This window comes from Termitidicoccus mucosus (assembly GCF_038725785.1).
Classification (GTDB): domain Bacteria; phylum Verrucomicrobiota; class Verrucomicrobiia; order Opitutales; family Opitutaceae; genus Termitidicoccus; species Termitidicoccus mucosus.
Genome location: NZ_CP109796.1, coordinates 2,541,666 through 2,554,840 on the forward strand (window position 1 = coordinate 2,541,666; position 13,175 = coordinate 2,554,840).

The window sequence follows — 13,175 nt, forward strand, 5'->3', positions numbered from 1 at the left end:
GCCTAAAACTTGTTCGCCTGGTTGACGATCTTGCCTTCGAGGAAGGATTTGTAGTTTGCGATGCAGCAGGAGGCCTGCCGGACGACGCTTTCGTAGGTGCGCGAACCGATGTGCGGCGTGATCACGCAGCGCGGATGATTGAGCAGGGGATGACCGGCGGGGGGCGGCTCGGCATCGAGCACGTCGGCGCCGTAGCCGGCGACATGGCCGGAGTCGAGCGCGGCGGCGAGGTCGGCGGTGTGCACGATTTCGCCGCGGGCGCAGTTGAGGATGATGACGCCTTTTTTCATCGTGGCGATGGTGGCGGCGTTGATCATGTCGCGCGTCTCGGGCGTGAGATTCGTGTGCAGCGAGATGTAATCGGCGGTCTGGAAAATCTCCTCCTTCGTGGCGGCGCGGCGGACGTTGTGCTGCGCGGCGAAGGCTTCGTCCCAATACACGTCAAACGCGACGACTTCCATGCCGAAGGCGCGCGCGCGGATGGCGACTTCCTTGCCGATGCGGCCGAGGCCGACGATGCCGATCGTCTTGGCGAGCAGCTCGTGGCCGGTCTTGCGTTTCCAGCCGCCGGAGCGCGTGGAATCGGTATGAAAGAGCAGGTTTTTCTCCAGCGCGAGAAGCAGGAGAAAAGTGTGCTCGGCGACGGTGGTGTGGTTGACGCCGGGCGTGAAGAGGACGGGAATTTTTTTCGCGGTGGCGTGGGCGACGTCGATCTTGTCGAGGCCGATGCCGTATTTGCTGATGACGCGAAGGCGCGGGAGGGACTTGTCGATGACGGCGGCGGTGATCGCATCGTCGCCGCAGAGAAACGCGTCGAACTGCCCGGCGAGCTCGAGCATGCGCGATTCGGGCAGCGGGCCGCGTTCGCGGACGACTTCAACGCCGAGCTTGGCGAGCATGTCGTGATGCGCGCCGGGCGTGTCTTGGAATGAGGTGGTGGTTAAAAGGACGCGTGTCGTCATGGGGAGAAGCGAGGCAAGCAGATAACGGCGGATTTGGAAGCAAAAACTGGCAGACCCAATAATAATCCATTTGCCATCATCATAATGCACTTCCAAAATTTAAGGACACGATTACTTGAGGACTGAACGGCCGAGTCAATTTTATGGGAAATAGGCGGGGCCGCGCCGGGTGTTTTATTTTGTGATTGGATTTTGCAAAGTGAATCCCGCTTCTGCTTCCTCTCAAATCGATGAAGAACTTTTCAACGGCCACCCGGGCGTTGCGGCGCCGGCTCGGAACTCGCGTCTCCGTCGCGGACGACGCGCTCTTTCGCGCATCGTTCGACGGCAGCAAGCTCGCCTTTCCGCCCGAGGCCGTGGTCAGGCCGCGCGCCCGCGCCGACATCGCCGCTGTGCTCGCGCTGGCCAACCGGCACGGCGTGCCCGTCACCGTGCGCGGGGGCGGCTCGTCGCTGACCGGCTCGGGCTCGCCGGTCCGGGGCGGCTGGGTGCTCGATCTTTCGCGCTGGCGGCGCATCAAAATCGACGCCGACGCGGGCATGTGCCATGCGCAGGCCGGTGCGAAAATCGCCGACATCCACGCGGCGGCGGAGGCGGCGGGCTGGTTTTATCCGCCCGATCCGGCCTCGAAAAAATACTGCACGATCGGCGGCAACATCGCGTGCAACGCCGGCGGCATGCACGGCGGCCGCTACGGCGTCACGCGCGATTTCGTGCTCGCGCTGAAAGGCTTTCTGCCCACCGGCGAATATGTCGAGTGGGGCCGCGCGACAAAAAAATTCTCCGCCGGCTTCAATCTGCGCGATTTGTGGATCGGCGCGGAGGGCATGCTCGGCGTCGTCACCGAGGCGGTGTTGAAGCTCATTCCGCTGCCTCCCGCGCGCTGGACGCTGCTGACGGCGTTTGCCGACGAGGTCACGGCGCTCGGCGCGGCGCGCGCATTGTTCTCGCAGCGCGTGCAGCCGGCCATCTGCGAGTTTCTCGACCGCCACAGCGTGCAATGCGCCGAAATAAAAACCGGCCGCTCCGTGTTCGATGGCCAGTCGGGCCGTCCGGTGATCCTGCTGGAACTGGCCGGCTCGGTGCATGAACTGGCGGAACAAAAACAAACCGTGCTCGCGTGGGCGCGAAGCCATGCGTCGGCCTTTCGCGAGGCAGCCAGCCGCGACGAGGCGGAGCAGTTATGGGAAGTGCGCCGCAAGTGCTCGGGCGCGATGTTCGCGCTCGGCGACTCGAAGCTCAACGAGGACATCGTCGTGCCGCTGCGCAACTACGAAAAATTCGCGCGCGCCCTCGACCGCCTCCGCGCCAGTTCGCGCCTGCCCATCCCGACCTTCGGTCACTTGGCCGACGGCAACCTGCACGTGAACATCATGTATCACCGCGACAATCACGCGGAGTATCTGCACGCCGAGAAAGCGGTGGGCGAACTGATGAAAACCGTGGTCGCGCTCGACGGCGCGATCTCGGGCGAGCACGGCATCGGCCTCGCCAAGACTCCCTTCCTGCGCATCCAGCATTCGCCCGCGCAAATCAAGGCCATGCGCGCCATCAAGACCGCGCTCGATCCGCGCGGGATTTTGAATCCCGGAAAGATGTTCGAGGTCTTCAAGGTATGGGAGCACCCGCGCCTCAAGATCGACCTGCCGTGGGATCACAAGTGACGGCCAGCCGGAGCATGAACGGCGGCGGGGCCGCTTGATGCTCCGCAGGGCCTGACCGAACGGAAGCGCGGGTTGAGTGGCACGGGCGTCTCGCCCGTGTTTCGCCGGGAAAACACCAAACCCACGGGCGGGACGCCCGTGCCACTCAACCCGCGCATACTGAAATTCCCTGTGCAATTATGATTTTCCGAAGAGGTCTAATGGTTTCCTTCGGACCCGCGACTGATGGAGGGCCGAGCTCCCGCGAGGCCGTCGCGGTTATGCGTTGCGTTTTCCGGCGACGGCCTCGCGGGAGCTCGGCCCTCCATCAAAAGTCTGGCTTCCGTCGGCGACCGGCCTCACGCCCCGGCGGGCGTGCCGGCGGTTTTGTTGGTGATGGCTTTCTTCGCGTCGCGGACGGCGTCGGCGATGGTTTCGGTGGTCGCCTCGGCCTCGCCGCGCTCGTGGTTGAAACGCATCGACACGGTCTTCGACACGCCGCGCTCCTCCATCGTCACGCCATAAATCGCGCTGGCGGCGGCCACGGTGCGCTTGTTGTGCGTGATGATGATGAACTGGCTGTCGCTCACGAAGCGCTTGAGCAGGTTCGTGAAGCGGCCGATGTTCGACTCGTCGAGCGGCGCGTCGAGTTCGTCGAGCAGACAGAAAGGCGAGGGCTTCACCATGTAGAGCGCGAAGAGGAGCGCCACGGCGGTGAGCGTCTTTTGCCCGCCGGAGAGAAGCGTGATGCCTTTGAGTTTCGTGCCGGGAGGCTGCGCGGTGATTTCGATGCCGCTCTCGAGCGGATCGTCGGCCTGCACAAGGTCGAGCGCGGCGCGGCCGCCGCCGAAAAGCGTCGTGAAGGTGTAGTCGAAATTCTTTTTGATCTGCTCGAAGGTGATGGCGAACTGCCTTTGCGAGGTCTCGTTGATTTCGTCGATGGCCTTGAGGAGTTCGGCCTTCGAGTTGGTGAGGTCGTCGTTCTGGCCCTTGAGGAAGTCGTAGCGTTGCTTGAGCTCGGCGTATTCCTCAATGGCGACGAGGTTCACCGCGCCCATGCTGTTAAGGCGCTTGCGGAGGGCGTCGATGTCGGCGCGGACCTGCTCCCAGTTGGTGCCGTCGAGCGCGGCGAGGTCTTCCTCGGTCGGCTCGCCTTTCTGGCGGGACTTGGGCTTGCGGCCGCGGCGCTTGGGCTGGTGCTCGGCGGATGCGGCGGCGGTGTCGGCTGCTGGGGCGGATGAGTCGGGGACGGACGACACGGAGGTCGTCCCTCCATCGGCTTCGAGTCCTTCGTTGGCGGGTTCAGCCGGCGCCTCGCCTTCAGCGGCAGGCTCGGCGGCGGGTGAGTCCTCGGAGGCTGATTCGGTTTCGGAGGCCGGCTCGCCGGCCACGGAGAATTCGACGCCATTTCCATTTTCCTCGTCCTCGTCATCGTCGAGGTCGAGGGGCTTGAGTCCCTCGGGCTCGTCGTCGGAACGCCAGAGCATGCGGCGCCAGTCGATCGCGCCGATGTCGGCCTGGAACTCGCGCTCCACCTCCTCGCGCAAAAACTCGGCGCGGGCGCGGCTCTCGGCGAGCTTTACCTCGCACTTGCTGAACTCGCTGTGCGCGTTTTCCGTTTCATTGCGAAGGCCGTCCTGGGTGGACTCGACCTCGTTGATCCGGCGCTCGATATCCACAAGCTGGATACGGATCTGCTCCACCTGCTGCTGCGCGACGACAAGGCTCTCGGCGATATGGGCGGAGCGGGCGCGCTTGCCGTCGGCCTCCATCTCGAGCTCGCCGATTTGCGCGGTCCACGACTCGATCTCCTGCTGGCGCTGCACGAGGAGCTCGCCGATCTGGCCGCGGCGGCGCTCCATGTCGGCGATGCCGCGGTCGAGTACCTCGACCTTCTGGCGGTGCTCGGCGAGCTCGAGGCGGGCCTGCGCGAGGCTTTCGCGCTTCACGTCGCGGTCGGTGCGCACCTCGGTGATGCGTGTCTCCAGGTATTGGATACGCTCGCGGCCCTGGGCGAGGGCGCCGTCGGCCTGCGCAAGCTCGGCCTGGGCCTTTTCCCAGCGGGATTGCGCCTCGTTGCGGGCGGCCTCGACGCCGGTGACCTCGGTTTCCATGCGGCGGAGGCGGTTGTTGATGTCCTCGAGGGCGCGCTGGGCGTTGCGCTGCTCGGCCTGGGTGGCGGCGACCTGCTGGGTGACGGCGAGGACTTCCTCGCGTTTTTGCGCGAGCGTGGCCTCGGCCTCGGCGATGCGGGCGTTGATGCCGTCGCAGAGCGTCTTCTGGTCGTCGTGGAGCTTCTGGTCGTCGGCGAGGGCCTTGGCGGTCTCGCGCAGGTCGACTTCGCGCTGGAGGATGCTGTTGGCGTTTTTCTTCGCGGGAGCGCTGGTGACAAGGCCGCGGCGGTCAACGACCTCGCCCTTGCGCGTGGCGACGGCCAGGAAGGGAAACGCGGGGCTGGCTTTCCAGTAGTCGAGGAAGGCGTGGATGTCGTCGGCGATGTAACACGCGGAGAGAAGCGCGACGGCCGGATGGGCCGGCGTGGGCGTGTTGAGGATGGAGGAGACGGGGGTGAGAAAAGCAGGGAGCGCGCCGGCATCGGGAGCGGAGGGCGGGGCTTCGGACGCGGCGGCGGTTTGGTTTCCGACGTAGAGGCACACGCCGCCGGCCTGGTCGGCTTCGAGGCGCGCGAGGATTTTCTGCGCGGTGTCGAGGTCCGCGACGGCGACCGCCTCCACGGTCGCGCCGAGGAGGGCCTCGATGGCGCGGCTGTATTCGGGGGCGATGACGAGGTCGTCGGTGATGGAGACCGGGCGCGCGCCGCCGAGCACTTCGTCGTAGCGGCCCTGGAGGAGCGCCTTCGCGCCTTCGCCGAAGCCCTCCATTTTTTCATGGAGCTGCTGGAGGAGTTTCAGGCGCGCGGTGCGCTGGGCGAGCTGGCGGTCGATTTCCTGGAGGCGGCGCTGCGCGTCGCGAAACGCGCGCGTGAGGTCGGTGATGGCCTGCTGCGCGTCGTTGGTTTCCTGGTGCGCGCGGGCCTTGGCGGCGAGAGTTTCCTCGACGCGGGCGTCGAACTCCGCGGCCTGCTGCGCGGCGGCGGACTGCTGCTGGCGCACGCCCTCGATCTCCTGCACGAGCGAATCGTGGCGGTGCACGGAGGTTTTCTGGTCAACCTCGTAGCCTGAGCAATCGGTGCGGAGGCGCGCGACGGAGCTTTCGAGCGTGAGGAGCTGGAACTTCGACTGCTGGAGTTCCTGTTCGAGCTTGCTCAACTCGCCCTCGACGATGGCGAGCTCGCGGTTGCGGTTCTGGAAGGTGGCGTCGGAACTGCCGAGGAGGTTGAGCTGCTGCTGCTTGTCCTGCGCGCCGGTATCGACCTGCTCGGAGAGTTCGCGGAGCTGCATTTCGAGTTCGCCGAGGCTGGCGCGGGACGACTCGATGCGCTCGAGCAGGCCGGTGCGTTTGATCTGGGAGAGGTTGGCGGCGTTTTCGACCTGCTCCTTTTCGGAGCGCAAGTCGAAGACCGCCTGCTGCGCGTCCTGCACGCGCTGATTGAGGCGCGAGCGGTGGGCTTTTTTCTCCTCAAGGTCGCCCTGCTGCTGGCTGAACTGCACGCGGCGCGTCTCGGCGGCGGCGCGGAGCTTGATGACCTGCTCCTCGAGGCCGGCGAGCGTGGCGCTGATCTGCCCGTGATGAAACCCGCTGTGCGCGAGGCTGAGGTGGCGCAGGCGGTGGCTGAGTTTCTTGTAGCGCAGCGCCTTCGAGGCCTGGCGGCGCAGGCTGCCGATCTGGCGGCCGACCTCTCCGATGACGTCGGCCACGCGCGCGAGGTTGGTGTCGGTGAGGGCGAGTTTTTGCAGGGCCTCGCGGCGCTGGCTCTTGTATTTGGTGATGCCGGCGGCTTCCTCAAACACGGCGCGGCGTTCCTCGGGCTTCGACGAGAGGATCTGGTCGATCTGGCCCTGCGCCATGATGGAATAGGACGTGCGGCCGATGCCGGTGTCCATGAAAAGCTTGTGGATGTCCTTGAGGCGGCAGGGCTGGCCGTTGAAAAAATACTCGCCCTGGCCGTCGCGGTGGACGCGGCGCATGATCTCGATTTCGTGGAATTCGCTGCCGAGCTGTTTTTCGCAATCGGTGAGGAGCAGCGAGACCTCGCAAAGCTGGGCGGGTTTGCGGGTGTCGGCGCCCTCGAAAATCACGTCCTGCATCTTGCCGCCGCGCAGCGCCTTGGCGCTCTGCTCGCCGAGCACCCAGCGGATGGAGTCGGCGATGTTGGACTTGCCGCAGCCGTTGGGGCCCACGACGGCGGTCACGCCGGGTTCGAAACGCAGCGTGGAGGGGTCGGCAAAAGATTTAAAACCGTGCAGCTTGAGTGCCTTTAAATACATGAAGCCCGCCAATTGAGTGGCGTCGGTTTAACGGCGCAAATGCAAAAATGTGCGAGTTATTCCCGACTTGTTCACAAGCTGTTCCACGAGCGAAAATCGCGGAACAATTCGTTTGACAGGGGCGCGGCGGAACGGTGTTTTGGTCCCTTTTTATGAAAGTCGTCTCCTCCATCAAGTCCGCCAAGAAGCGTCATCCTGACTGCCAGGTCGTCCGCCGCAAGGGGCGCATCTACGTGATCAACAAGACCGACCCCCGCTACAAAGCACGCCAGGGCTAAGTCTATTAACAATATAAATTTATAAACGCCGTGAAAGCCGAAGGTCATCCCGTTCTCAACAATGTCTGCTTCCTCGATGTCGCCACCGGGAAGCGTTTCCTCACCAAGTCCACCATGCGCTCGCAGCGCAAGGAAGCCATCGACGGTGTGGACTATTTCGTCATCGTGCGCGATGTGACGATGGACTCGCACCCCGCCTACACCGGCGAGAAGCGCCTCGTGGACACCGCCGGTCGCGTGGAGAAATTCACAACGAAATTCCGCCGCGGCACGAAGGCCAAGGCCTGAGCGAGATTCGTTTTTCCAATCATTCTTTCGAACGAACGAAAAGCCCTCCCGAAAAACGGGAGGGCTTTTTTATCGGGAGCTTGGCTGCACGCGGCGCAGATTGCCTGATGTGCCACCTTGCGTGCCTCTTCTTCGCCCCGGCTCTTCGACCGGCCGCCCTCATGCCAATGTCCGGAAAAGCAGATTTTGGCAGGGCGAGGCGTCCCTGCACGATCCCGGGTCAAGGGTGACAGTTTTTTCGGGAGAGTTATCCAAGGGATTGCCGTTCGCAAGGGCGTCGTAAGCGACGGCCCCTGCGACGGGGAATCCGATTACGACTTCACCTCGCTGTCGGGCGCGGGCTGGCGGGGTTCCTTTTGCTTGAACTCCAGCTTGTCGCCGTTGCGGCCGACCAGACAGACTTCGCCGTCCTTGACGTCCCCTTTCAGGATCGCCTCGGCAAGCGGGTCTTCCAAGTAGTGCTCCACCGCGCGGCGGAGCGGGCGGGCGCCGTATTTCTCATCGTAGCCTTTTTCCACCAGGAGCACCTTGGCATCGTCGGTGAATTCGAGCGTGATTTTGCGTTCGACGAGGCGCTTGGCGAATTTGGCGACCTCCAGGTCCACAATCTTCGTGATGTCGTTCTTGTCGAGGGGACGGAAGAAGATGATGTCGGAGATGCGGTTCAGGAACTCGGGCTTGAAGATGCGCTTGGCCTCCTCGAGCACTTTTTCGCGCATGCGCTCGTGGTCGGAGAACCCGTCGGCGGCGGCGGCGAAACCCATCGAGGTCTGGCGTTGCAGGAGAGCGGCGCCGACATTCGAGGTCATGATGAGGATGGTGTTGCGGAAATCGACGGTGCGGCCCATCGAGTCGGTCAGGCGGCCGTCCTCAAGGATTTGCAGGAGGATTTGCAGCACGTCGGGATGGGCTTTCTCGACTTCGTCGAAGAGGATGACGGCGTAGGGCTTGCGGCGCACGGCCTCGGTGAGCTGCCCGCCTTCGTCGTAGCCGACGTAGCCGGGGGGCGAGCCGATGAGGCGCGAGACGGCGTGCTTCTCCATGTATTCGCTCATGTCGATCTGGATGAGCGCGTCCTGGTTGCCGAACATCTGCGCGGCGAGCTGCTTGGCGGTCTCGGTTTTGCCGACGCCGGTGGGGCCGACAAACATGAAGGAGCCGATCGGGCGGCGCGGGTCCTTGAGGTCGGCACGGGAGCGGCGCAGGGCGCGCGCGATGGCGCTGGCGGCGATCTCCTGGCCGATGACGTTTTTCTGGATTTCCGTTTCGAGGCCGAGGAGTTTTTCCGTGTCCTTTCTCTCCATGCGGGAGAGCGGGATGCCGGTCCAGTCGGCGACGACGTGGAGGATGAGGTCCTCGTCGATGGTGGTGCGTTTTTCCTCGCGGGCCTTCTTCCAGTTTTCGGTGATTTCCTCCTGCCTGGCGCGGAGTTGCTTTTCCTTGTCGCGGAACTTGGCGGCTTCCTCGAAGTGCTGCTTGGCGATGGCCTCTTCTTTTTGCGCGCAGACGGTCTCGATCTCCTTGGCGAGCTCCTCGATGTCGGGCGGGCGGGTGAAGGAGGCGATGCGGGCGCGCGAACCGGCCTCGTCCATCACGTCGATGGCCTTGTCGGGGAGGAATCGTCCGGTGATGTAGCGGTCGGAGAGCTTGACCGAGGCCTCGATGGCCTTGTCGGTGAAGACGGCCTTGTGGTGCTCCTCGTATTTGCCGCGGATGCCCTTGAGGATGGTGATGGCGTCCTCGATGGAGGGCGGCTCGACTTTCACCGACTGGAAACGGCGGTCGAGGGCGCTGTCCTTCTCGATGTATTTGCGGTATTCGTTGAGCGTGGTGGCGCCGACGCACTGGAGTTCGCCGCGGGAGAGGGCGGGCTTGAAGATGTTGGAGGCGTCCATCGCGCCCTCGGCCGCGCCAGCCCCGACGATGGTGTGGAGTTCGTCGATGAAGAGGATGATGTTCCTGGCGCGCTTGATCTCGTCCATCACGGCCTTGATGCGCTCCTCGAACTGGCCGCGATACTTGGTGCCGGCGACCATGAGGGCGAGGTCGAGGGTGATGACTTTTTTGTCGAGAAGGATTTCGGGAACGATGCCGTTGGCGATTTCCTGCGCGAGCCCCTCGACGATGGCGGTCTTGCCGACGCCGGCCTCGCCGATGAGGACGGGGTTGTTCTTGGTGCGGCGGCAAAGGATCTGGACGACGCGGCGGATCTCGTTCTTGCGGCCGACGACGGGGTCGAGCTCGCCTTTGCGGGCGAGTTCGGTGAGGTCGCGCCCGAAGGCTTTCAACGCGGGCGTCTTGACCTCCTTTTTGTCCTCGGCTTGCGCGCCGGGGCGTTGCGGCGAACCGGCGCCGGCTTCCTCGGGCGTGCCGCTTTCGCCGGCGGAGGAGCCGCCGGAGAACTGCGGATCGAGCTCGCGGAGGATTTCGTTGCGGGTGCGCTCGATGTCGATGTCGAGGGACTTGAGGACGCGGGCGGCCACGCCTTCGCCTTCGCGGAGAAGGCCGAGGAGGATGTGCTCGGTGCCGACGTAGGAGTGGCTGAGGGCCTTGGCCTCCTTGCCGGCGAGGGCGAGGACTTTTTTCACGCGGGGCGTGTAGGGGATGCTGCCCGCGGTCTTGGCTTCCGCGCCGGTGCCGACCTGTTTTTCGACGGCGCCGCGGACGGTCTCCAGATCAAGGCCCATTTTCTGGAGGACGCTGACGGCGACACCTTGGCCGAGTTTGATGAGGCCGAGGAGGATGTGCTCGGTGCCGACGTAGTTGTGGTGAAAGCGGTCTGCTTCCTTGCGCGCGAGGGCGAGAACTTGCTGGGCTCGCGGTGTGAAGTTATTCATTGGTTCCATAAATTGTTTTCCATTAACATTAAAGGAGCAAATGCGCCGAGGTTTCCCTCTTGGGTCGCCCCTTAGTTGTCGTTTTGCGGCTTTGCGTCCGCGCCGTTCAGGAAATTGGGCGCGGGGAAGGCGGCGAACTCGGTGCGGAGGTGCCCGGCGCGGCGGCTGTCGCGTTGGGCGGGATCGAGGTCGCTCTTCGAGACGTGCTGGATGTGGCCGGGCTGGGCCTCGATGAAAAGGCGGTCCACGAGGGAGCGGCTGTCCTCCGGGAAGTAGCCAAGGTCGGCGCCGAGGCGCACGAGCGAAAGGAGATTCATGGCCTCGCCGGAGGTGAGGAGATGGCTGTGCTGGAGGATGCCATAGGCGCGGCCGATCTTGTCCTGAAGCTTGGCCGCGTCGTTCTCGACGAGGCGGGCGCGGGCGTTGATCTCGTGCTCAATGATGGAGTGGAGGACGGAGCCGAGGCGTTTGATGATGGTGTCCTCGGATTCGCCGAGCGTGGTCTGGTTGGAGATTTGGAAGATGCTGCCGGAGGCGTCGGAGCCTTCGCCAAAAAGCCCGCGGACAACGAGGCCGAGCTGGTTGACGGCCCGCACGACTTTTTCCATCTGCCCGGAAATGACGAGCGCGGGGAGGTGCATCATCGCCGAGGCGCGCAGGCCGGTGCCGAGGTTGGTCGGGCAGGCGGTGAGATAGCCAAGCGTGGGCGAGAAGGCGTAGTCGAGGCAGTCCTCGAGCGCGGTGTCGAGCGCGTCGATGGCAGCCCAGGCTTTCTTGAGCTGGAACCCGGCGCGGAGGACCTGAAGGCGCAGGTGATCCTCCTCGTTGATCATGACGGAGATGGTCTGGTCGGGACTGATGACCACGCCGGAGCCGTTTTTCGCGCCGCTGAGCTCCCGGCTGATGAGGTGGCGCTCGACGAGGATCTGGCGGTCGAGCTCGCTGAGTTCGTCGATGGAAGCCTGGGCGGCGCGCTTGAGCGGCGCGGTGGCGGCGAGGGCCTCGCGGCAGGTCTCGAGGATGGCCGCGCGTTGCTCGTCGGCGGCAGCCGAGACAATCTGCCCGAGGGCGTGGCGAGGAGGGAGGCGATGGTGGCGGGTTTGTTATTCCGCGGGCTTTTCCCCGAATGCTTGTTTGACTTGGTTGATTTCATCGCGGTAGCGGGCGGCGTCTTCGTAGCGCTCGGTTTTGATGGCCTCGGAAAGATCGAGTTCGAGCGTGGTGAGCCGGTCGTAGAGGGATTTGCGGGCGAGGGCCTTTTGCGGGACCTTGCCGGTGTGGGTGGTGCCTTTGTGCATGTTGTCGAGCATGGGCTCGATCAGCGCCTTGAAGGTCTCGTAGCAATGCGGGCAGCCGAAGCGGCCGGTCTTCTTGAAATCGTTCTGGGTGAAGCCGCACTGTTCGCAGCGAGGACCGGTGTCGGAACCCTCGGTGTTGAGCGACGCCTTGAGGAGGAGATCGGACAGCGAGAATCCGGTGGGATCGGTGACACCCTTGGCCTGGGCGCATTCCTCGCACAGGTCGACCTTGTGCACCTTGTTGTTAACGATTTGGGTGAGGTGCACCGTGGCGGGCTTCGAGCAGAGATTGCATTTAAGAGGGCTGGCCATGATGGGAATATATCACGTTCGTCGAGGATGGTGGCGGGACAATGCTAAAAGATCGGTTCGTTTGGGAGTTGCGGACGGCGTGGTGGAATGGGTGATGAAAAGAGAGTGCAAGTGGAAGACGTGTCGATGGCGAAAATGGATGCGACATGGCGCCGCTTCGGATGGTTGAGTCGGGTGTTGGTTTATCGTGTATGAATCATCCGGGTTTGCACCAAGCATGCCACACCTAATTTACAAAAAAACTGGCATTCTCCCTGCGCAAAGGAGCGGCCCGGCGTGCATGGTGCCGGGCACAGTGTGCCGGAATCGCCCGGCCGTCCATGCGCCAAAGCGACAGAGTGGCGCAGTGAGGCCATCTCCGCCCTTGCGTGCCGGGGCGAACCTGCCACAGTCCTTCAGCCTTTTACAATCATGAGCCGAACCGCAGCCATCCTTCTCGCCGCCGGGAGCGGCAAACGCATGCAAGGCGTCGTTTACGACAAGGTTCTCGCCCCGCTCGGCGGCCGCCCGTTGTTCGCCCGTTCCGTCGCCGCCTTCATGGCAAGCGGGGTGGCCGACTATTATGTCATCACCACCCGCGACCAGCGCCAGCTCACCGAGCTCTCCGCCTACGCGCCCACGCCGTCGATCTTTATCCGGGGCGGACGCACCCGGCAGGATTCCGTCGCCGCGGCGCTGGAGGCGCTGCCCGCCGATATCGCGCATGTGTTTATCCATGATTGCGCGCGGCCCTTTATCCGGCCCGAACAACTCGTCGCGCTTCACAAAATCGTCCGCCGCGAGCACGCCGTCGTTCTCGCCCATCGCGTCACCGACACGATCAAGCAGCACGCCGACACCGGCTTCCTGAAAACCCTCGACCGCTCGCGCCTTTGGGCGATGGAAACGCCGCAGGTGTTTGACCGCGACCTCATCACCCGTGCCTATACCCGCGTGATGACGCGCGGCCTCGCCATCACCGATGACGCCGCCGCCGTGGAGTTGCTGGCGCACCCCGTCGCGCTGCTGGAAAACCCGCATCCGAATCCCAAGCTCACCACGCCGGCGGACCTTTCTTATTTCGAATTCATCGACGCCTCGCTCAAACGGATCGCCGACGAGGAGGCGCGTTACGACGGCATCGCGCCCTAGCGTGAGCCCCGCGGGGCAGACGGCAGCCCCGCCTAATC

Annotated in this window: 9 protein-coding genes; 4 read left to right on the plus strand and 5 right to left on the minus strand. The window is 64.1% G+C overall.

Annotated features, from left to right (window positions below; translation table 11 throughout):
• Positions 1 to 2 precede the first annotated feature (2 nt).
• Positions 3 to 962 carry a phosphoglycerate dehydrogenase gene (locus OH491_RS08680; protein ID WP_068772373.1) on the minus strand — a complete coding sequence of 320 codons (960 nt, stop codon included), beginning with the start codon at positions 960 to 962 and terminating at the stop codon, positions 3 to 5.
• A 230-nt stretch (positions 963 to 1,192) separates the two neighbouring features.
• On the opposite strand from OH491_RS08680, the gene OH491_RS08685 reads away from it, so the two are divergent.
• Complete coding sequence (locus OH491_RS08685; protein WP_068772150.1) at positions 1,193 to 2,626, plus strand: FAD-binding oxidoreductase; 1,434 nt, start codon at positions 1,193 to 1,195, stop codon at positions 2,624 to 2,626.
• A gap of 338 nt (positions 2,627 to 2,964) precedes the next feature.
• On the opposite strand, the gene smc is transcribed toward OH491_RS08685, so the two are convergent.
• Complete coding sequence (gene smc, locus OH491_RS08690) at positions 2,965 to 6,993, minus strand: chromosome segregation protein SMC (RefSeq protein WP_068772372.1); 4,029 nt, start codon at positions 6,991 to 6,993, stop codon at positions 2,965 to 2,967.
• A 152-nt stretch (positions 6,994 to 7,145) separates the two neighbouring features.
• Here smc and ykgO point away from each other — a divergent pair, with 152 nt between their 5' ends.
• Positions 7,146 to 7,271 carry a type B 50S ribosomal protein L36 gene (ykgO, locus tag OH491_RS08695; RefSeq protein WP_007360011.1) on the plus strand — a complete coding sequence of 42 codons (126 nt, stop codon included), beginning with the start codon at positions 7,146 to 7,148 and terminating at the stop codon, positions 7,269 to 7,271.
• A gap of 30 nt (positions 7,272 to 7,301) precedes the next feature.
• A complete protein-coding gene (locus OH491_RS08700; RefSeq protein WP_068772149.1) occupies positions 7,302 to 7,559 on the plus strand; it encodes a type B 50S ribosomal protein L31 in 258 nt (85 codons plus the stop codon).
• A 311-nt stretch (positions 7,560 to 7,870) separates the two neighbouring features.
• Here OH491_RS08700 and OH491_RS08705 read toward each other — a convergent pair whose 3' ends face one another.
• From OH491_RS08705 to OH491_RS08715, 3 genes are all read right to left on the minus strand, one after another.
• Positions 7,871 to 10,405 (minus strand): ATP-dependent Clp protease ATP-binding subunit, encoded by a 2,535-nt coding sequence (locus OH491_RS08705; RefSeq protein WP_068772148.1) that lies wholly within the window; start codon positions 10,403 to 10,405, stop codon positions 7,871 to 7,873.
• Between the two features lie 62 nt (positions 10,406 to 10,467).
• On the minus strand, positions 10,468 to 11,454 hold the full coding sequence (locus OH491_RS08710) for a protein arginine kinase (RefSeq protein ID WP_342751078.1): 987 nt from the start codon (positions 11,452 to 11,454) through the stop codon (positions 10,468 to 10,470).
• 45 nt (positions 11,455 to 11,499) lie between these two features.
• Positions 11,500 to 12,006: a UvrB/UvrC motif-containing protein gene (locus OH491_RS08715; RefSeq protein WP_068772147.1), complete on the minus strand. Its 507-nt coding sequence runs from the start codon at positions 12,004 to 12,006 to the stop codon at positions 11,500 to 11,502.
• A 411-nt stretch (positions 12,007 to 12,417) separates the two neighbouring features.
• On the opposite strand from OH491_RS08715, the gene ispD reads away from it, so the two are divergent.
• Positions 12,418 to 13,137 (plus strand): 2-C-methyl-D-erythritol 4-phosphate cytidylyltransferase, encoded by a 720-nt coding sequence (ispD, locus tag OH491_RS08720; protein WP_068772146.1) that lies wholly within the window; start codon positions 12,418 to 12,420, stop codon positions 13,135 to 13,137.
• The last annotated feature ends 38 nt before the right edge of the window (positions 13,138 to 13,175 follow it).